Here is a 19,732-nt window from a genome sequence, read left to right on the forward strand (position 1 = left end):
AGTCCGGTAAAGATAGCTGTCGCATTTCATCGTTGCATACGCCAGTCCGGTAAAGATATAGCAAGGAATGTAAAAAATCTTGATGAAAATTAACTGTTATTTTGAACAGAAATTATATAACTAGAGAAAAGAAAGGGTGTTTTCATGTACGATATTTCCAAATGGAAACATGTATTTAAGCTTGATCCAAATAAGGAGTTAAGTGACGAACATTTAGAAATGATTTGTGAATCTGGAACGGATGCTGTTATTGTAGGCGGAAGTGATGGAGTGACAATTGATAACGTATTACACATGCTAGTTAGCATTCGTAGATATGCAGTTCCTTGTGTGTTAGAGGTTTCTGATGTGGAGGCAATTACACCAGGATTTGATTTTTATTATATCCCAAGCGTTTTAAATAGCCGAAAAGTAGAATGGGTAACAGGTGTTCATCATGAGGCATTGAAAGAATTTGGGGATATTATGGACTGGGACGAAATTTTCATGGAAGGGTATTGTGTTTTAAACCCTGAAGCGAAAGTAGCCCAGCTTACAGATGCAAAATGTGATTTAACAGAAGATGATGTTATTGCATATGCACGTTTAGCAGACAAGTTATTACATTTACCTATATTCTATTTAGAATATAGCGGGACGTATGGAGATATTGAGCTTGTTAAAAATGTAAAAGCAGAATTGAAACAAGCTAAGCTATATTATGGCGGTGGTATTTCTAATGCAGAACAAGCGAAAGAAATGGCACAGTATGCTGATACAGTAGTTGTTGGAAATATTATTTATGATGATATAAAATCGGCATTAAAAACAGTTAAAGCAGTAAAAGGAGAGTAGGTGCAGGCACATATGAGTACGACAGATAAGTTATTAAATGGTTTAAATCCGCAGCAACAAAAAGCAGTACAAACAACAAATGGAGCACTTCTATTAATGGCAGGCGCAGGTAGTGGGAAAACACGTGTGTTAACACACCGTATTGCATATTTACTTGGTGAAAAAGGTGTGGCGCCATGGAATGTACTAGCAATTACCTTTACAAATAAAGCTGCTCGTGAAATGCGTGAGCGTATTGATAAACTTGTTGGACCAGAAGCAGAAGATATTTGGATTTCTACGTTCCACTCTATGTGCGTACGTATTTTACGACGTGATATTGACCGCATTGGTATTAATCGTAACTTTACAATCTTAGATTCAGGTGATCAGTTAACTGTAGTAAAAAAAATTATGAAGGAGCGCAATATTGACCCGAAGAAGTTTGAGCCGCGCTCTATTTTAGCGGGTATTAGCAATGCGAAAAATGAACTGTTATCTGCAGATAAATATGCAAAAAAAATTACAACCGCTGATCCATATGAAAAATTAACGAGCGATGTATATACAGAATATCAAAAACGTCTTTTGAAAAATAACTCATTAGACTTTGATGATTTAATTATGACGACGATTCAGTTATTTGAACGTGTTCCAGAAGTACTAGAGTTTTATCAGCGTAAATTCCAATATATTCACGTTGATGAGTATCAAGATACGAACAAAGCTCAGTACCTTCTTGTTAAACATTTGGCATCACGTTTTAAAAACCTTTGTGTTGTTGGTGATTCGGATCAGTCTATTTACCGCTGGCGCGGGGCTGACATTTCTAACATTTTGTCATTCGAAAAAGACTATGAGAATGCGCAAGTTATCTTGTTAGAACAAAATTATCGTTCATCACAAAATATTTTAAATGCAGCTAATGCTGTAATTGAAAAAAATTCAAACCGTAAACCGAAGAAATTATGGACAGACAATCAAATTGGAAGCAAAATCTCGTATTATCGTGCTGCAACTGAAAAGGACGAAGCGTATTTTGTTGCGAAAAAAATTCGTGATGATATTCAAATGGGGAACCGAAAATATACTGATTTTGCAGTGTTATATCGTACAAATGCCCAGTCTCGTATGGTCGAGGAGATCTTCCTGAAATCTAATATCCCTTACAAAATCGTCGGAGGTACTAAGTTCTACGACCGTAAAGAGATTAAAGATATTTTGGCGTACTTACGTTTAATTGGGAATCCAGATGATGAGATTAGTTTTGCACGTATTATAAACATGCCAAAGCGCGGGATTGGTGCGACTTCTATCGATAAAATTATTAATTATGGTGTGCAAAACGGAATCTCATTAACTGCTGTATTTGATGAGATTGAGCATGTTGGTGTAAGTGCAAAAATAACAAAAGCAGTAAAAGAATTCGCAAGTTTATTACACAACTGGGTAAATATGCAAGAGTATTTATCTGTTACAGAATTAGTAGAAGAAGTTATTGAGAAGACAGGCTATCGCGATATGTTGAAAAATGAGCGTTCTTTAGAAGCAGAAGGTCGTTTAGAAAACTTAGACGAGTTTTTATCTGTTACACAAACATTTGAATCCCAAAGCGAAGATAAGAGCCTTGTTGCATTCTTAACAGACTTAGCTCTTGTTGCGGATATTGATCGTGTAGATGAAGATCCAACTGCTGGTGAAGAAGTTATTTTAATGACGATGCACTCAGCAAAAGGATTAGAGTTCCCAGTTGTCTTTATTGTTGGCTTAGAGGAAGGGATATTCCCGCATACTCGTTCTCTTATGGAAGAGGATGAAATGCAAGAAGAGCGTCGTCTTGCCTATGTAGGTATTACTCGTGCAGAAGAAGAGCTATACTTATCCAATGCTCAAATGCGTACTTTATTTGGTAGAACAAGTATGAATGCAGCATCTCGATTTATTACAGAAATTCCGACAGAATTAGTAGAACCATTAAACGAAACAACACCGAAGCGTGAAACTTCGTTTGGTGCAAAAGGAAGAACGACAAGCACAACTACAACACGTTCTCGTTCAGCTTTCGCGCGTCCGGCTGTTAAGACGACAGGTGGCGAGCAAATTGGCTGGGGAATAGGCGATAAAGCTGCTCACCAGAAGTGGGGAGTCGGTACAGTTGTAAGTGTAAAGGGTGAAGGAGATTCAAAAGAATTAGATATTGCGTTCCCAAGCCCAATTGGTATTAAACGTTTATTAGCAAAATTTGCACCTGTGACGAAACAATAGGAAAGGACTGAGGATATGTCAAAAGAGATAGCCAAAAAACGTATAGAAGAACTGCGTGATTTGTTAAATACATTTAACTATCAATATCACGTATTAGACAATCCTTCTGTTTCTGATGCGGAATATGACCGTGATATGCAGGAGCTTATAAAATTAGAAGCAGAGAACCCAGAGTTTATGAGTGAAGACTCTCCCTCCATTCGCGTTGGGGGGACTGTTCTTGATATATTTGAAAAGGTAACGCATAAATCACCAATGTTAAGTTTAGGAAACGCGTTTAATGAAGGAGATTTGCGTGATTTTGATCGAAGAGTACATCAGGGAATTGATGATGCGAATGTAAGATATATATGCGAATTAAAAATTGACGGACTTGCTGTTTCACTTCATTATGAAAAAGGACGCTTCATTCAAGGAGCAACACGTGGTGATGGTATAACGGGTGAAGATATTACCCAAAACTTAAAAACGATTAAAGCTATCCCGCTGCGTTTAAATGAAGAAGTAACGTTAGAAGCACGAGGCGAGGCTTATATGCCGAAGCGTTCATTCGTTAAATTAAATGAGGAAAAAGAGCAAAATGGTGAAGATGTATTTGCGAATCCACGTAATGCGGCAGCAGGATCGATACGCCAACTTGATCCGAAAATTGCAGCGAAGCGTAACTTATCTATGTTTGTGTATGGTCTTGCTAATGTAGAAGAAAAAACAATTCCATCCCACAGTGAATCACTGGATTTCTTAGGTGAGCTTGGATTTAAGACGAATCCAAATCGTCGTACATGTGAAACAATTGAAGACGTAATAGCCTATGTAGAAGAGTGGCAAGAAAAACGCCCGCATCTTGATTATGAGATTGACGGAATTGTTATAAAAGTAGACGATGTTGCTATTCAAGAAAGCTTAGGAACTACAGCAAAGAGTCCAAGATGGGCAATAGCTTATAAATTCCCAGCTGAAGAAGTTGTGACGAGATTAACAGGGATTGAATTAAGTGTCGGCCGTACAGGAGTTGTAACACCAACTGCAGAGCTGGAGCCAGTGCGAGTAGCCGGAACTATTGTCCGTCGTGCTTCTTTACATAACGAAGATTTAATTCGTGAAAAGGATATTCGAATTGGTGACTACGTTGTTGTGAAAAAGGCTGGAGATATTATTCCTGAAGTTGTGAACGTTATTTTTGATAAGCGTACTGGTGAGGAAGAAGAATATCATATGCCAACGCATTGTCCAGCATGTGAGAGTGAACTTGTTCGTTTAGAAGAAGAAGTAGCACTTCGATGTATAAATCCGACTTGTCCAGCTCAAATTCGTGAAGGATTAATCCATTTCGTTTCAAGAAATGCAATGAATATTGATGGACTTGGAGAACGTGTAATTACACAACTCTTTGATGCGGATTATATTCGTACGTTTGCTGATTTATATTCATTGACGAAAGAGCAATTATTAGAACTAGAACGTTTCGGTGAAAAATCAGCAACAAATTTAGTCCAAGCAATTGAGAATTCTAAGGAAAACTCATTAGAGCGATTATTATTCGGTCTTGGTATTCGCCACGTCGGTGCGAAAGCCGCACGTACATTTGCTGAGCATTTCGAAACGATGGATGAGCTTGTGAAAGCGACGGAAGAAGAACTAAAAACAATTAACGAGATTGGTGAAAAAATGGCTCAATCCGTTGTAACGTATTTCGATAATGAAGACGTATTAGAGCTATTACAACAATTTAAAGAGTATGGCGTGAACATGGCATACAAAGGTATGAAAATTACTGATTTACAAAATGTTGAATCGTACTTTGCAGGAAAAACTGTCGTCTTAACAGGGAAATTAGAAGTTATGGGACGCAGTGAAGCAAAGAAGAATATTGAGGCATTGGGTGGAAAAGTAACAGGAAGTGTTAGTAAAAGTACGGATTTAGTTGTTGCTGGTGAAGCTGCTGGTTCGAAATTAGCGCAAGCAGAGAAGCACAATGTTGAAGTTTGGAATGAAGAGAGGTTCTTACAAGAGCTGAATAAGTAAGAGGTGCAAACTTACGATGAAAAAAATAGCGTTAGCGGTATTAAGTCTTAGCCTACTTGTAAGTGGGTGTAGTATGGGTTCCAATAAAGATGAAAAAGCAGTTGAGAAATCGGGGAAAGCGAAAGAGCAAGCTGTTATCCCGAAATACTCGATTTCGGATGAATATTATAAGACAACGGTTCCATTTGATCCAGGTCGTGCACGTGGTTTAGTTGGACAAAGTTTGAACAATCGTCTAGATATAGATGAATTTGAAACGGGACTAATGCGCATTGCGAAAGAATCATTTAGCACGAAAGATTATTTCTTTAAAGGTGGAGACGTTTTAGACACACAAACGATTCAAATGCTTGTGAAAAGAAAGCGTACAGATGCTGAACAAAAAGAGCTAGAGGATAAGTTGAAAAAAGATGCGGTTAAATTTCCGAATGTAGGGTTGAATCCAGCCTTAAGTGAAGGATCAGAATCGCTAGAAGTAAAGAATAAAAAAAGTCCAATGTATATCTCAAATATTTTAGAGCATGATTATTATGTAAGAAAAGGTGAGAACGATGTTGAACGTGGTGGCATTGTAGTTGGATTAGCGATGAATTCTGTTCAATATTATGAGGAAGAGCATGGTTATCCGCGTGAGGCTGCAATTCCAGATGTAAAAATGTTAGCTGAAGGGAAAAGGATGGCCCAAGAAATCTTGAAAGTAATGCAGCAAAAAAAGCCTGAAATAAAAAATATTCCGGTTACATTTGCGATTTATCGTCAAGGTCCAAAGTCTTCGCTTGTACCAGGGAATTTTGTTTCTTATGCTAAGGTAGAAAAAGGCAGTGAAACGGTTGAGGATTGGAAGCCAATCAATGAGAAATACTATTTATTCCCGTCTGAACAAGCGAAATCGGATAATAAACGTGAAGATCTTGCGAGGGTGTCAAACTTTAAAGCAAAATTAAGTGAGTATTTCCAAGGAGATTATACAGCTGTTATCGGTACTGGAATGTATAGAGATGATGAATTAAGAGAAATGAAGCTCGATATTCCTGTCCAATTCAATGGGAAAGCTGAAGTAATTGGTTTTACACAATATGTAGCTGGACTTGTTATGGAATACTTCCCGAATTATATGAAAGTACAAGTAACAATTAAATCTGTAGAACGTCCAGAAGCAATTATTATACGTGAAGCGAAGCAAGATGAACCGTTTGTGAAAATTTTAGATTAAAGATGAGAGCTGTTCCATAAAGGAACAGCTTTTTTTCTTGAAAAATTTTGTTATAATTTTAAATGTTACAAATAAAGGGGTAAGGGGCAAATTCATGGAAGAACTAAGCTTTCAAGTCATTATTTTATTAATTGCATTCGGATTTTTAGCTGCTTTTATTGACTCAGTTGTTGGAGGGGGAGGGTTAATTTCGCTTCCTGCACTTATGTTTGTTGGTTTATCACCAGCTTCGGCAATTGCAACGAATAAATTAGCTGCAACGATGGGGACGCTTACGAGTACAATTTATTTTATTCGATCAGGTAAGGTGGATTTTCGGATTGTAGGAAAGTTAATCCCGTTAACTATTATTGGAGCAGTCGCAGGGGCCTTAGTAGTAAAGTTTATTCCGCCTGATATTTTGCGGCCACTAGTACTCGTAATGTTGGTTTTTATTGCCATTTATATTATTGCGAAAAAAGATTGGGGAAGTGCATCTACCTATAAAAAGATGACAAAAGGGAAAACATTAATATTTTTCTTTGTTATTTTAATGATAGGGTTTTATGATGGTTTTTTTGGACCAGGGACAGGATCCTTTTTAATTTTTGCATTTTTATTAATTGGTTTGGATTTTATTCAAGCGGCAGCATCTGGAAAACTTTTGAACTTCGTTAGTAATATCGTATCTTTAATTACTTTTTTATTTTTAGATGTGATTCATTTTGAATACGGTATAATTATGGGCTTATCAATGATTTTAGGTGCTTATTTTGGATCGAAGTTTGCGGTTCAAAAAGGTGTTGGATATGTAAGGACTTTATTTTTATTAGTTACTATTTTATTAATCGGGAAAAATGTTTTGGAATATACTCATATTTTGTAGATTCATACGTATGTATGAATCTCTTTTTTTTATTATATTTTAAAAATTTATTAATTTTTAAAATATAAGTCTAGGAATATTTGAATAAATCTAAATTATCGTGTAGAATAATGTTGTAAAATGTAAACGTTTTTCTAAGGGGAGGCTAAAAAGATGGTAGTAGCATACAAACATGAGCCATTTACAGATTTTTCAGTAGAGGCTAACAAATTAGCGTTTGAAGAGGGTTTAAAGAAAGTAGAATCTTATCTTGGACAAGACTATCCATTAATTATCGGGGGAGAAAAAATCACTACAGAAGACAAAATTGTTTCTGTAAACCCTGCAAATAAAGAGGAACTTGTTGGTCGCGTTTCAAAAGCAAGCCGTGAATTAGCTGAAAAAGCAATGCAAGTAGCGGATGCAACATTCCAAACTTGGAGAAAGTCAAAACCAGAAATGCGTGCAGATATTTTATTCCGTGCTGCAGCAATCGTTCGTCGTAGAAAACATGAGTTCTCTGCTATTCTTGTAAAAGAAGCAGGTAAACCATGGAATGAGGCAGATGCTGATACAGCAGAAGCAATCGACTTTATGGAATATTATGCTCGTCAAATGTTGGAATTAAAAGACGGTATTCCAGTAGAAAGCCGTCCAATTGAATATAATCGTTTCTCTTACATTCCATTAGGAGTAGGTGTTATTATTTCTCCTTGGAACTTCCCATTCGCAATTATGGCAGGTATGACAACAGCTGCTGTAGTTTCTGGTAACACAGTATTACTAAAACCAGCTAGTACAACTCCTGTAGTAGCAGCGAAATTTATGGAAGTATTAGAAGAAGCTGGTTTACCAGCTGGCGTAGTAAACTTCGTTCCAGGTAATGGCTCTGAAGTTGGTGACTACTTAGTAGATCACCCTCGTACACGTTTCGTTAGCTTTACTGGATCTCGCGATGTAGGTATTCGTATTTACGAACGTGCAGCAAAAGTAAACCCGGGACAAATTTGGTTAAAACGTGTTATCGCTGAAATGGGTGGTAAAGATACAATCGTTGTTGATAAAGAGGCAGATCTTGAATTAGCAGCTAAATCTATCGTTGCATCAGCATTCGGATTCTCAGGACAAAAATGTTCTGCATGTTCTCGTGCAGTAATCCATGAAGATGTATACGATCATGTATTAAATCGTGCTGTTGAATTAACAAAAGAATTAACAGTAGGTAACCCAGATGCAAAAGATATTAACATGGGACCTGTTAATGACCAAGCTGCATTCGATAAAGTAATGAGCTATGTTGCAATTGGTAAAGAAGAAGGTAAAATCGTATCAGGTGGCGAAGGAGACGATTCTAAAGGCTGGTTCATCCAACCAACAATCGTTGCTGACGTTGCAGAAGATGCTCGCTTAATGAAAGAAGAAATCTTCGGACCAGTAGTAGCATTCTGTAAAGCAAAAGACTTTGATCATGCACTTGCAATTGCAAACAATACAGAATACGGTTTAACAGGAGCAGTTGTTACTAACAACCGTGACCATATTGAAAAAGCACGTGAAGACTTCCACGTTGGTAACTTATACTTCAACCGTGGATGTACTGGTGCAATCGTAGGTTACCAACCATTCGGTGGCTTTAACATGTCTGGTACAGACTCTAAAGCTGGTGGTCCTGACTACTTAGCACTTCACATGCAAGCAAAAACTACTTCTGAAACTTTATAAGAAATAGTAGAAGAGATCTTCACAGTCTGTGAAGATCTCTTCTTTTTGAGAAACTCTCTATAATAGGAGTTAGTTAATTTGAATCGAAAGGCATTACCATATATTACTATTTGGTGGTTGGAACTAGCTAAACCCTATTAATATCGGGATAAACATGTAAATAGAAACAAAACAACGAGAAAAATTGACTTATTAGTCATATTTTTTAGTATTCATTTTGAGGATTTCCTGTATAATACAATTTGAAAGAAAATCTATGGTTAGACAAGAGAACACTCCTTTCGGCTTTGCTAACTGAAAGGAGTGTTTTTTTTTAGGTCGCTAAAAACTCTTCTGTACTCATTATATTTGCGTATACTCCATTTAAACTCGCCAAAATTGTATTATGAATATAAACAGCTGGTATAGTAGCATTCTTAAATGAAAGATCTTTTGTAGCACAAGCATCGTGTATTACGGTACAGTGAAGGCCAAAATCAAAAGCAGCTCTTACTGTAGCATCAATACACATATGGGTCATCATCCCGCATATTACGACGTGCTCAATTCCTGAACGTTGTAATTGTTCTAGAAGATCAGTTTCTCGGAAGCTATTTGGATAATGTTTAAGGATAACGGTTTCCTCTCTAAGTGGACGGACATTTTCGTGAATATGGACACCTTCTGTATTGGGTAGGAAAAAAGTAGCGCTATCTTTTATAGCTACATGTTGGATATGAAAAATAGGTTCGTTTCTTATTCTAAAATGTTGTAGTAGCTGACTAGCATATTCACTTGCTTCTACTGGATTACGTAATTCCATCATTCCGCTTGGAAAATAATCATTTTGAATGTCGACGAGCAAAAGAGCTGTTTTCATATATCTATCTTCCTCCGATTTCATATTCAAATAATGTTATTCAATGAGTAGAGAAGATACTCCTTTTTAAAAGTATGAGTGAGAAGGATTTTACATAACTTTAAAAATCACTATTGTATTGTTACTTCTTATTTAAAAATTTAAATAGAGAAATAGTTAATGTTTTTTCTAAAAATTGTATTGACTCTCATTATTCTGAGTTCTATAATAAGACTTAATTAAACGACAATTAAATCGATACACTCTTATCCAGAGAGGTGGAGGGACTGGCCCTACGATACCTCAGCAACGGGTTTTTTAATACCGTGCTAACTCCAGCAAGCCTATAAAGGCTTGGAAGATGAGAAGATGTGAATGAGTACATATAAAAGTGCTCTCCTTCTTATCTTTTATTACTGATAAGAAGGAGAGCACTTTTTATTTTACCTCGAAAGCTCTACTTCAAGTTTTTACAGCATATAGGAGGGAAGAAAATGATTTCTTTTAACAATGTAAGTAAAGTATATGAATCAGGTGGGCAATCTGTTCATGCGGTTGAGGATGTAACGCTGTCAGTTGAAAAGGGCGAAATTTTTGGCATTATCGGATTTAGTGGTGCTGGAAAGAGTACGTTATTACGTTTAGTAAATATGTTAGAAAGACCAACTGCAGGAACAATTTCAATAGATGATAAAGATATTACATCATTATCGGCGAAAGAATTACGGAAACTAAGACAAAGAATTGGGATGATTTTCCAAAGTTTTAATCTATTTAATTCAAGAACGGTGTTTGGGAACATTGCTTATCCATTAAGGTTAGCGAAATTGCCGAAGAATGAGATAAAAGAAAGAGTGAATGAACTACTAAAATTTGTTGGTTTAGAAGATAAAGCGAACTATTATCCAGAACAGTTATCAGGTGGGCAAAAGCAGCGTGTTGGGATTGCAAGAGCACTTGCGACATCACCGGATATTCTCATATGTGATGAGGCAACATCAGCTTTAGATCCGGAAACAACGACAGAAATCTTAAATTTATTAAAGAAGGTAAATAGAGAGTACAATTTAACGATTCTACTTATTACACATGAAATGCACGTTGTGAAAGAGATTTGTCACCGTGTAGCCGTTATGGAAAAAGGAAAAGTAATTGAAGAAGGAAAACTGTTTGACGTTTTCACACAACCAAAAACAAAGACCACTCAAAATTTTGTACGCTCTGTTATTAATGATCACTTACCAGAAAGTGTTCTAGCGAAAATTCAAAACGGAGGTCAGATTTATCGCCTGACTTTTACTGGGGAAGAGACAGGGCAGCCTGTACTATCATATATTGCGAAAAACTATAACGTCGATGTAAATGTTCTTTATGGAAATATTATTGAACTCCAAAATGTGCTATTTGGAAATCTTCTTGTAGAGCTACAAGGTGAACAGAAAGAAATTCAAAAAGCATTACAACATCTAAGACTGCAAGTGCAGCTGAAGGAGGTAGAAGCTCATGCGAGTTGATTGGAGTATATTTTGGCCTCGCATATTAGATGCGACGGGGGATACCCTCTTAATGGTAATTGTAACCCTTATATTCGCTACAATTCTTGGTATACCTCTAGGTTTACTATTGTATGTAACGAGAAAAGGAAATTTTTTAGAAAATAAATGGGTCTTTTCTATTCTTAATATCATAATTAATACAATTCGTCCGGTTCCATTCATTATCTTTTTAGTAGCTTTAAGCCCACTAACAAGAAGTGTTATTGGAACGACGATTGGAACGGCTGCAGCAATCTTCCCAATGACGTTAGTTGCATCAATTGGTATTGCTAGAATGGTTGAAACAAATCTTGTTTCCGTTCCGAAAGGGGTAATTGAAGCAGCACAAGCAATGGGCGCTTCACCACTTAGAATTGTTTTTGAAATCCTCGTACCAGAAGCTTTAGCACCATTGATCTTAGGTGTCACGTTTATGACGGTTGGTTTAATTGAATTTTCTGCAGTTGCTGGGCTTGTCGGTGGTGGCGGTCTTGGTGACTTAGCAATGACATATGGTTATCAACGCTTTGATACGTCAGTTATGTTTGTAACGGTCGTTTTACTTATTATTCTTGTACAGGTAGCTCAAAATTTAGGGAACTACTTTGCGAAAGTTTTTTTACGCAGATCATAAAAAGGAAGAGGGGAAAAGAAAATGAAGAAAATTTTAGCATTTGCATTATCAGCGATCGTAGGAATTACAGCGTTAAGCGGCTGCTCAGGTGGAGACACAGGTGCAGGAGCGAAAGAGAAAGTAGTTCGCGTCGGTGTAACTGGAACAGATGGAGACGTTTGGGAAATTTTAAAGAAAAAAGCTGAAAAAGAAGGGATTAAAATTAAACTGGTTGAGTTCTCTGATTACACAACACCCAACAAAGCGTTAGCTGATGGAGATATTGAACTAAACTCATTCCAGCACATCGCTTTCTTAGAGCAATTTAAAAAGGAGCATAAGTTAGATATTACAGCTGTTGGTACAACGCAAATTGCACCGATGGGCTTATACTCTGAAAAATATAAGAAAGCAAATGAAATCCCAGATGGTTCGGAAATTGCTATTCCGAATGATCCAACGAACCAAGCACGTGCATTAAAACTTCTTGATGCAGCTGGATTATTAAAGCTTAAGAAAGATTTTGGTCTATTTGGGGATCCAAGCGGTATCGCTGAAAATCCGAAGAAGTTAAAAATCACACCGGTTATCGCACAGCAAACACCTCGTGTATTAAAAGATGTAGCGGCTTCAGTTATTAATAACGGTGTTGCTGGTCAAGCTGGATTAGATCCAGCGAAGGATCCTATTTTCTTAGAAGATCCAAAGAATGAAAATGCAAAGGCCTATATTAATATTTTCGCAGCTCGTACGAAAGACAAAGATGATCCAACGCTGAAAAAAGTAATTGAATTGTATCATTCAAAAGAAGTAACAGATGCAATTAAGAAAGAAACGAATGATGGTTCAATTTCAGTAGATCTTTCACTTGATGAGCTTGCAAAAATCGCAAAATAATATTGAGTTTAACGGACTAGCAGTAGGAACCCCTCCGCTGTTAGCTCGTTCAACATATAATCTACTTAACAAACAAAACCCTAATTCTGTACCTTCTAATTTTGTATAACATAGAATCCAATGTTTGTTAAGTAGAGTGATGGACCAGGAGTTTTCCTGGTCTTTTTTTAATTAAAGCAGCTGGCTAATAATAAGGAAATCCAAATTATGATTGGGTAAGAGATTAAACTAAAAATGAGTGTACTTGCTAATTTCTTTTTAGGGATTAATAGTTTCTTTGATGAAAATAAGAAAAGAGAAAATAGGATAATGATAGATGCTGAGATTACTCCTGGATTATAAGAACGATAAATGAAATACAAGATAATATGTTGAACGGCGTTAAAGAAGATACAGCCCTGTATAAAAATGATCAAATAAATAGAAGATATGATGCTTAATTGATATAGAATGACTATGAGTAAGACGAAGGTTGTTAATATGGAAATTGCAATGAAAAATTGTTTGTTAGTTATAAAATGGATCGAAAATCGATTAGCGATATATTGTGGCATTTGGAAAGCTTCTTCAAGGTTATGAAAAAAGAATAGAAGGGGGATTAGCCAGATTATATTAGTGGTGAAATGTCTTGTTGAAGATGTGTTTATCAACTTATATCAGCTCCAATAAAGGGATAGAAAGCCTATAAGAAAAGGCTTTCTACAAGGGTATAGTTATTCAATTATGATGCTTTTTAAATTACTCTCAGGTTGCGGTTGTTCTTCAGCATAAGAGGAGAGCTCCTCTTGCAAAATATTTAGTGCGTGCTTAGCTGATTGCTGAATCGGATTCGGTAGCTCTTCTAATATACGCATACCGATTTTTATTTTTGTACGAATTACCTTTCTTAGTAATTCATCATGCATGTACTACACCTCCAAACCGAATGTTTAGTACATCAGCTTCAAACTTAGCTCCTTGAATAGAAAGGTGTGTTAATGTTTTTGGTAAGGTGATATTTCGCTTCATAGAGCCGGCTCGAATAATAAGTTCATCACCTTTTTGATTTAATGAAAGTTCACTTTTGTTTGAGAAGGGAATAGACAGAACGAAAATATACTCATCGCCATCTTTTTTTACATATTGTGTGCGGCCATTAAATTTCACTTCAGTAGGAGAAGGGTCTGATTTGAATAAAGCATTTCCTACACGCTCTAACATAGGTAAACCAACAACTTCTTGTTCAAACATGGGAGCTTCGTAAATAGGAAGTGGCTGAAAACTATCTTTAATTAACGCCTTATATTTCTTTTGTGTATCTTTCCATGCCTGAAAGTAAGGGTCGGTAACAGTGTTAGGGATGACGCGGTTAATCATAATGGCATCTACGTTATAATCGTATAAGTTTAAATAAGTAAAACTACGCTGAGCTTCTTTAATGACCATTTTTTCAGGATTTACAACAACGCGAATACTCGTTACTTCTCGGTTTGATAAAATATCTCTCATTTCTCCAAGTTGTTCAAGCGTATTCGTTAATTCGTCCATAATATCATCAGTTGGAAGGGGGACACCAAGAAGTGGTTGAGCTACAGGACGAACAACTTTTAAAATCTTCCTTTTAATAGGAAAGAGTTTTTCCATCCACCAGCCGAGCATGTCTGGAAAGCTAAGCATTGCTAAAGTTTCTCCAGTCGGTGCGCAATCAATAATGATGACGTCGTAAGTGTTGTGTTTATAGTAATCGAGTACTCGAAGTAAGCTAATTAAATCTTCCATACCAGGGAACATCGTTAATTCTTCTGTTGTAATATCATCGGCTGCTTTGGAAGTGAAGAGTAGTGTAATATATTTCTGCAATTTCCCCCAGCTTTTTTCCATTTCATAAATAGTGTTAATTTCTTGTGCCCACAAGTTTTCGCGAATTTCTAGTGGCTCAGAAGATAGTTTTATGCCAAATGAATCCCCTAAACTATGAGCAGGATCTGTGCTCATTACTAATGTTTTTAATCCTTGTTTTGCACTTTGGATTGCTGTTGCTGCTGAAATGCTAGTTTTTCCAACGCCGCCTTTACCTGTATACAAAATAATTCTCATTATTCTATCCCCTTTGTTTCGAGTATCGAATATTACGAGTGTCGAAATATTTAATTGAATAAAAACCCAACTAGGGTCTTATTCAATCGGAATGTTTTTCATTTTAGGTGTAGAAACCTTTTCTTCTGTTTTTTGCTGTGACGTAGCAATGTGATTCATGATCTTTTGGAATATTTGTAGTAAGAATGCTTTTTCTTCTTCTGACAATGCATCTGTCACTAGGCTAAAGTAATGGGCCGCATTTTGTTTTACTTCTTGAACGAGCATTACGCCGTTTTCTGTTAAACGAATTAATACAATGCGTCGATCGCTTTCATTCCGGTAGCGTTCAATATATCCCTTTTTTACAAGGCGATTTACAACGCCCGTTGTTGTACTCATCGGTATATCAAGAAGATCAGCGATTTTTGTCATTGTAATATCCGTATTTCGCTCCATCCAAAGTAAACAAAATACTTCTGTCTTGGAAAGTGTTAAATCAAGGCTTACCCATTCTTCAGGATAGAAAAGTTTCTTGGCGTTATCTAGCAGTAAGTCTAAAAAATGTTCATATTGCAACAATTATTTCCACTCCCGTATATTTCGAGGTTCGTAATATTTGTTTTTTATTTTATGTGGAATTGAAATAAATGTCAATGTTTTTAACTGTTTTTTCAGATTAGAAAGAAAAATACCTTCAAAATAGAAATTTTTTGTGATAGATTAATAAATAGAAAAGTGATTTTACATAAAAACCCATTGTGATAAATATATTTATCTATAATAGGTGTACAGCTAACGAGGGGGAGAACGATGAGAAGACGAAATACGCAAGCGTTCACGTTTTTAGCATGGACTTCATTTGTTTGTGCGCTTTCAGGAATGCTAATTGGGATTTACACGTTAGATGAAACGCTTAGTGTAAAAGGGTACTATTTAATTGGAACATTATTTTTAACGATGTCTTGTTTTGTATTACAAAAAACAATTCGTGATAATGAGGAAGATAATGAAAGATTTCCGAAAAATAAATCGTTAGATAAAGAGTAAATTGTAAAGAAAGGCACTTGCCTTTCTTTTTTTATGTAAAAATACCGTAAGTGCCGTGTGTTGACTTGCTTGAAGTACTGAAAATTTGGTATCATCAATAGTATTGTAGATTGAACGATATATTATGGAGGTGGCCTAGCCGTGTCAAGAATTTCCGTTGAGAATGTAAAGCACGTAGCACATTTAGCACGTCTTGCAATTACTGATCAAGAAGCAGAAAAATTTCAAAAACAACTAGATGCAATTGTTACATTTGCAGAACAGTTAAATGAATTAGATACAACTGATGTAAAACCAACAACTCATGTATTAACTATGAAAAATGTTATGCGTGAAGATGTGCCAGAAAAAGGTTTACCAGTAGAAGAAGTATTAAAAAATGCACCGGATCACAAAGATAATCAAATCCGTGTTCCAGCAGTATTAGAATAGAGGAGGGAATTTCGATGTCATTATTTGATCATTCTGTATCAGAGTTACATAAGAAGTTAAACAACAAAGAAATTTCCGTTACGGATTTAGTAGAAGAATCTTACAAACGTATTTCGGATGTTGAAGATAACGTAAAAGCTTTTCTTACATTAGATGAAGAAAATGCACGCGCGAAAGCGAAAGAATTAGATGCAAAGATTGGTGCTGAGGATAATGGTTTATTATTCGGTATGCCAATTGGTGTAAAAGATAACATTGTAACTAACGGTCTTCGTACAACTTGTGCGAGCAAAATATTAGCAAACTTCGATCCAATTTACGATGCGACAGTTGTACAAAAGCTAAAAGCTGCTGACACAGTTACAATTGGTAAATTAAATATGGACGAGTTCGCAATGGGTTCTTCAAATGAAAACTCAGGCTTCTACGCTACAAAAAATCCATGGAACTTAGATTACGTTCCAGGCGGATCTAGTGGTGGTTCTGCAGCAGCAGTAGCAGCAGGAGAAGTATTATTCTCTCTAGGTTCTGATACGGGTGGTTCTATCCGTCAGCCAGCTGCATATTGCGGCGTTGTAGGTTTAAAACCAACTTACGGACGCGTATCTCGTTACGGATTAGTAGCATTCGCATCTTCACTTGACCAAATCGGACCGATTACACGTACAGTAGAAGACAATGCATACTTATTACAAGCTATTTCAGGTATTGACCGTATGGATGCAACTTCTGCAAACGTTGAAGTAGGAAACTACTTAGCTGGTTTAACAGGCGATGTTAAAGGTTTACGTATTGCTGTACCGAAAGAATACTTAGGCGAAGGTGTTGGCGAAGAAGCTCGTGAGTCAGTGCTAGCTGCTTTAAAAGTGTTAGAAGGTATGGGCGCAACTTGGGAGGAAGTATCTCTTCCACACTCTAAATACGCTCTAGCAACGTATTACTTATTATCTTCTTCTGAAGCATCTGCGAACCTTTCACGCTTTGATGGCGTACGTTACGGTGTTCGTTCTGATAATGTAAATAACTTATTAGATCTTTACAAAAACACACGTAGCGAAGGTTTCGGTGATGAAGTAAAACGTCGTATTATGCTTGGTACATTTGCTCTTAGCTCTGGTTACTATGATGCATATTACAAAAAAGCACAACAAGTACGTACATTAATTAAAAATGACTTTGAAAATGTATTTGCTAACTACGATGTTATTATTGGACCAACAACGCCAACTCCAGCATTTAAAGTAGGCGAAAAAGTGGACGATCCAATGACAATGTATGCAAATGACATTTTAACAATTCCAGTAAACTTAGCGGGTGTTCCAGCGATTTCTGTTCCATGTGGATTCGGTGCTAACAACATGCCACTTGGTCTACAAATCATTGGTAAACACTTCGATGAAACGACGATTTACCGCGTTGCACATGCGTTTGAGCAAGCAACAGACTATCATACAAAAAAAGCAAGTCTGTAAGGAGGCGAGCATAGATGAATTTAGAAACAATTATTGGGTTAGAGGTTCACGTTGAGTTAAAAACAAATTCGAAAATTTTCTCTGCGAGTCCAACAGAATTCGGAGCGGAGCCAAATACACAAACAAGTGTAATTGACTTAGGATACCCAGGGGTACTTCCTACTTTAAATAAGGAAGCAGTTAACTTTGCAATGAAAGCCGCAATGGCATTAAACTGTGAAATCGCAACGGAAACGAAGTTCGACCGTAAAAACTATTTCTACCCAGATAATCCGAAAGCTTACCAAATCTCTCAATTTGATAAGCCAATTGGTGAAAATGGTTGGATTGAAATCGAAGTAGACGGTAAAAAGAAACGTATCGGTATTACACGTCTTCATTTAGAAGAAGATGCTGGTAAATCAACGCATGCAGCTGACGGTTCATTAGTAGACTACAACCGTCAAGGTATGCCTTTAATCGAGATCGTATCTGAGCCAGATATGCGTACTCCAGAAGAAGCATATGCGTACTTAGAGAAGTTAAAATCAATCATTCAATATACAGGTGTATCTGATTGTAAGATGGAAGAAGGTTCTCTTCGTTGTGATGCGAATATTTCACTTCGTCCAGTTGGACAAGAGAAGTTCGGTACAAAAGCAGAACTGAAAAACTTAAACTCTTTCACTTACGTGCAAAAAGGTCTTGAGCATGAGCAAGTGCGCCAAGAAAAAGAATTATTATCTGGTGGTATCATCCAACAAGAAACACGTCGTTATGATGAAGCAACGAAGAAAACGATCTTAATGCGTATAAAAGAAGGATCTGACGATTACCGTTACTTCCCAGAGCCAGACTTAGTTGAACTTTACATCGACGATGAGTGGAAAGAAGAAATTCGTGCTTCTATTCCAGAACTTCCAGATGCACGTAAAGCTCGCTATGTTGAAGAAGTTGGCTTACCAGCTTATGATGCGCATGTATTGACATTAACGAAAGAGATGTCTGATTTCTTTGAAGCAACAGTTGCAGACGGTGCTGATGCGAAATTAACATCAAACTGGTTAATGGGTGAAGTACTTGCATACTTAAACAAACAACAAAAAGAATTAAAAGACGTTGCATTAACGCCAGCTGGTTTAGCTAAAATGGTTCAATTAATTGAAAAAGGTACAATTTCTTCTAAAATCGCGAAGAAAGTATTTAATGAATTAATTGAAAAAGGTGGAGACCCAGACGAAATCGTTAAAGCGAAAGGTCTGGTTCAAATTTCTGACGAAGGAACACTTCGTAAGGTTGTAACAGAAATTCTTGATAATAATGAGCAATCTATTGAAGACTTTAAAAACGGTAAAGACCGTGCAATTGGCTTCTTAGTTGGTCAAATTATGAAAGCTACAAAAGGACAAGCAAATCCACCGCTTGTTAATAAAATCTTACTTGAAGAGATTAATAAGCGCTAAAAAAAGAGAAGAATTCTTATTTTTGAACGCTAAAATAGTATAGATTCTTAAAGATTAAACAGAAAAAACACCCGTATTTGGGTGTTTTTTCTGAGTTAATCAAACGTTTGTTTAAATGGTGAAAAATAATTTAAACAAACGTTTGATTAACTGTCAAAAGTGAAAAAATGTTTGTATAGCAACTATGGTATGATAGTTGCAAAAAGGTGGGAATAATGATAAATCTAGACATAGAGAGTTTTTTCATCTCATGAAATAATAGATAATTATTATTCATTATATGTAAATTGATGTGAGAGAATGGATAGACATAAAGTGAAACTTTAATCAGTGGGGGGTGTTCATCCCCCACTGATTATTAGCCTTCACCAATCGGGCATTTACGGGCAGCCCGACTCCCACATAACTTCTTTGCCCCAGCCGAATTTTGAGGTGGGAGTTTTACTGCCCGCAAATAGCGGGATAAATTTCTTGGTTAAATAAAGCAAAACTATCAGGAGTGAATAGTTACTTTTG

Annotated in this window: 18 protein-coding genes and 1 riboswitch; of the genes, 13 read left to right on the plus strand and 5 right to left on the minus strand. The window is 36.5% G+C overall.

Features of this window, described 5'->3' with window-relative positions:
• Positions 1 to 144: 144 nt before the first annotated feature.
• The 6 genes from pcrB (at position 145) to pruA (ending at position 8,882) form a co-directional block, all read left to right on the plus strand.
• Positions 145 to 834 carry a heptaprenylglyceryl phosphate synthase gene (gene pcrB, locus ABH957_RS19560; protein ID WP_113735433.1) on the plus strand — a complete coding sequence of 230 codons (690 nt, stop codon included), beginning with the start codon at positions 145 to 147 and terminating at the stop codon, positions 832 to 834.
• A gap of 12 nt (positions 835 to 846) precedes the next feature.
• Positions 847 to 3,078, plus strand: a complete 2,232-nt coding sequence (pcrA, locus tag ABH957_RS19565) for a DNA helicase PcrA (protein WP_404446978.1) — start codon at positions 847 to 849, stop codon at positions 3,076 to 3,078.
• A gap of 15 nt (positions 3,079 to 3,093) precedes the next feature.
• Positions 3,094 to 5,103 carry an NAD-dependent DNA ligase LigA gene (ligA, locus tag ABH957_RS19570; RefSeq protein ID WP_404446976.1) on the plus strand — a complete coding sequence of 670 codons (2,010 nt, stop codon included), beginning with the start codon at positions 3,094 to 3,096 and terminating at the stop codon, positions 5,101 to 5,103.
• A gap of 16 nt (positions 5,104 to 5,119) precedes the next feature.
• Complete coding sequence (locus tag ABH957_RS19575; protein ID WP_404446973.1) at positions 5,120 to 6,316, plus strand: CamS family sex pheromone protein; 1,197 nt, start codon at positions 5,120 to 5,122, stop codon at positions 6,314 to 6,316.
• A 94-nt stretch (positions 6,317 to 6,410) separates the two neighbouring features.
• On the plus strand, positions 6,411 to 7,181 hold the full coding sequence (locus ABH957_RS19580) for a TSUP family transporter (protein ID WP_002010034.1): 771 nt from the start codon (positions 6,411 to 6,413) through the stop codon (positions 7,179 to 7,181).
• A 153-nt stretch (positions 7,182 to 7,334) separates the two neighbouring features.
• Positions 7,335 to 8,882, plus strand: a complete 1,548-nt coding sequence (pruA, locus tag ABH957_RS19585; RefSeq protein WP_404512048.1) for an L-glutamate gamma-semialdehyde dehydrogenase — start codon at positions 7,335 to 7,337, stop codon at positions 8,880 to 8,882.
• A 313-nt stretch (positions 8,883 to 9,195) separates the two neighbouring features.
• Here the strand turns inward: pruA and ABH957_RS19590 are convergent, their stop codons facing one another.
• Positions 9,196 to 9,741, minus strand: a complete 546-nt coding sequence (locus tag ABH957_RS19590) for a cysteine hydrolase family protein (RefSeq protein WP_002091344.1) — start codon at positions 9,739 to 9,741, stop codon at positions 9,196 to 9,198.
• Between the two features lie 242 nt (positions 9,742 to 9,983).
• Positions 9,984 to 10,088, plus strand: a riboswitch (SAM riboswitch).
• A 126-nt stretch (positions 10,089 to 10,214) separates the two neighbouring features.
• Here ABH957_RS19590 and ABH957_RS19595 point away from each other — a divergent pair.
• The 3 genes from ABH957_RS19595 to ABH957_RS19605 are packed head-to-tail and all read left to right on the plus strand — an operon-like array spanning position 10,215 to position 12,765.
• Positions 10,215 to 11,234, plus strand: a complete 1,020-nt coding sequence (locus tag ABH957_RS19595) for a methionine ABC transporter ATP-binding protein (RefSeq protein ID WP_002029486.1) — start codon at positions 10,215 to 10,217, stop codon at positions 11,232 to 11,234.
• Positions 11,224 to 11,889, plus strand: coding sequence for a methionine ABC transporter permease (locus tag ABH957_RS19600; protein ID WP_002091343.1), 666 nt, complete (start codon positions 11,224 to 11,226; stop codon positions 11,887 to 11,889). Before ABH957_RS19595 ends, ABH957_RS19600 begins: the two co-directional genes overlap by 11 nt.
• Before the next feature lie 21 nt (positions 11,890 to 11,910).
• Positions 11,911 to 12,765, plus strand: a complete 855-nt coding sequence (locus ABH957_RS19605) for a MetQ/NlpA family ABC transporter substrate-binding protein (RefSeq protein ID WP_219300544.1) — start codon at positions 11,911 to 11,913, stop codon at positions 12,763 to 12,765.
• Positions 12,766 to 12,932: 167 nt separating this feature from the next.
• On the opposite strand, the gene ABH957_RS19610 is transcribed toward ABH957_RS19605, so the two are convergent.
• From ABH957_RS19610 to ABH957_RS19625, 4 genes are all read right to left on the minus strand, one after another.
• Positions 12,933 to 13,415, minus strand: coding sequence for an HXXEE domain-containing protein (locus ABH957_RS19610; protein ID WP_080001730.1), 483 nt, complete (start codon positions 13,413 to 13,415; stop codon positions 12,933 to 12,935).
• Positions 13,416 to 13,478: 63 nt separating this feature from the next.
• Positions 13,479 to 13,670 (minus strand): DUF3926 domain-containing protein, encoded by a 192-nt coding sequence (locus ABH957_RS19615; protein ID WP_002091335.1) that lies wholly within the window; start codon positions 13,668 to 13,670, stop codon positions 13,479 to 13,481.
• Positions 13,663 to 14,844, minus strand: coding sequence for an ArsA family ATPase (locus ABH957_RS19620; RefSeq protein ID WP_404457666.1), 1,182 nt, complete (start codon positions 14,842 to 14,844; stop codon positions 13,663 to 13,665). The genes ABH957_RS19615 and ABH957_RS19620 overlap by 8 nt, the downstream gene beginning before the upstream one ends.
• 75 nt (positions 14,845 to 14,919) lie before the next feature.
• Entirely contained in the window at positions 14,920 to 15,402 is a 483-nt protein-coding gene (locus tag ABH957_RS19625; protein WP_000942491.1) for a MarR family winged helix-turn-helix transcriptional regulator, read from the minus strand.
• Between the two features lie 231 nt (positions 15,403 to 15,633).
• Here ABH957_RS19625 and ABH957_RS19630 point away from each other — a divergent pair, with 231 nt between their 5' ends.
• The 4 genes from ABH957_RS19630 (at position 15,634) to gatB (ending at position 19,216) form a co-directional block, all read left to right on the plus strand.
• Entirely contained in the window at positions 15,634 to 15,870 is a 237-nt protein-coding gene (locus ABH957_RS19630; protein ID WP_002029490.1) for a YiaA/YiaB family inner membrane protein, read from the plus strand.
• A 141-nt stretch (positions 15,871 to 16,011) separates the two neighbouring features.
• Positions 16,012 to 16,302 (plus strand): Asp-tRNA(Asn)/Glu-tRNA(Gln) amidotransferase subunit GatC, encoded by a 291-nt coding sequence (gatC, locus tag ABH957_RS19635; protein WP_000086999.1) that lies wholly within the window; start codon positions 16,012 to 16,014, stop codon positions 16,300 to 16,302.
• A gap of 14 nt (positions 16,303 to 16,316) precedes the next feature.
• Positions 16,317 to 17,774, plus strand: coding sequence for an Asp-tRNA(Asn)/Glu-tRNA(Gln) amidotransferase subunit GatA (gatA, locus tag ABH957_RS19640; RefSeq protein ID WP_002010048.1), 1,458 nt, complete (start codon positions 16,317 to 16,319; stop codon positions 17,772 to 17,774).
• 14 nt (positions 17,775 to 17,788) lie between these two features.
• Positions 17,789 to 19,216, plus strand: coding sequence for an Asp-tRNA(Asn)/Glu-tRNA(Gln) amidotransferase subunit GatB (gene gatB / locus ABH957_RS19645; protein WP_002063571.1), 1,428 nt, complete (start codon positions 17,789 to 17,791; stop codon positions 19,214 to 19,216).
• The last annotated feature ends 516 nt before the right edge of the window (positions 19,217 to 19,732 follow it).

Source organism: Bacillus sp. RC242 (genome assembly GCF_044908245.1).
GTDB lineage: Bacteria > Bacillota > Bacilli > Bacillales > Bacillaceae_G > Bacillus_A > Bacillus_A mycoides.

What these genes read in the sequence shown, in the direction of transcription:
- pcrB (WP_113735433.1), top strand. Translation starts at nt 145, where the DNA reads ATGTACGATATTTCCAAATGGAAACATGTATTTAAGCTTGATCCAAAT.
- pcrA (WP_404446978.1), top strand. Translation starts at nt 847, where the DNA reads ATGAGTACGACAGATAAGTTATTAAATGGTTTAAATCCGCAGCAACAA.
- ligA (WP_404446976.1), top strand. Translation starts at nt 3,094, where the DNA reads ATGTCAAAAGAGATAGCCAAAAAACGTATAGAAGAACTGCGTGATTTG.
- ABH957_RS19575 (WP_404446973.1), top strand. Translation starts at nt 5,120, where the DNA reads ATGAAAAAAATAGCGTTAGCGGTATTAAGTCTTAGCCTACTTGTAAGT.
- ABH957_RS19580 (WP_002010034.1), top strand. Translation starts at nt 6,411, where the DNA reads ATGGAAGAACTAAGCTTTCAAGTCATTATTTTATTAATTGCATTCGGA.
- pruA (WP_404512048.1), top strand. Translation starts at nt 7,335, where the DNA reads ATGGTAGTAGCATACAAACATGAGCCATTTACAGATTTTTCAGTAGAG.
- ABH957_RS19590 (WP_002091344.1), bottom strand. Translation starts at nt 9,741, where the DNA reads ATGAAAACAGCTCTTTTGCTCGTCGACATTCAAAATGATTATTTTCCA.
- ABH957_RS19595 (WP_002029486.1), top strand. Translation starts at nt 10,215, where the DNA reads ATGATTTCTTTTAACAATGTAAGTAAAGTATATGAATCAGGTGGGCAA.
- ABH957_RS19600 (WP_002091343.1), top strand. Translation starts at nt 11,224, where the DNA reads ATGCGAGTTGATTGGAGTATATTTTGGCCTCGCATATTAGATGCGACG.
- ABH957_RS19605 (WP_219300544.1), top strand. Translation starts at nt 11,911, where the DNA reads ATGAAGAAAATTTTAGCATTTGCATTATCAGCGATCGTAGGAATTACA.
- ABH957_RS19615 (WP_002091335.1), bottom strand. Translation starts at nt 13,670, where the DNA reads ATGCATGATGAATTACTAAGAAAGGTAATTCGTACAAAAATAAAAATC.
- ABH957_RS19630 (WP_002029490.1), top strand. Translation starts at nt 15,634, where the DNA reads ATGAGAAGACGAAATACGCAAGCGTTCACGTTTTTAGCATGGACTTCA.
- gatA (WP_002010048.1), top strand. Translation starts at nt 16,317, where the DNA reads ATGTCATTATTTGATCATTCTGTATCAGAGTTACATAAGAAGTTAAAC.
- gatB (WP_002063571.1), top strand. Translation starts at nt 17,789, where the DNA reads ATGAATTTAGAAACAATTATTGGGTTAGAGGTTCACGTTGAGTTAAAA.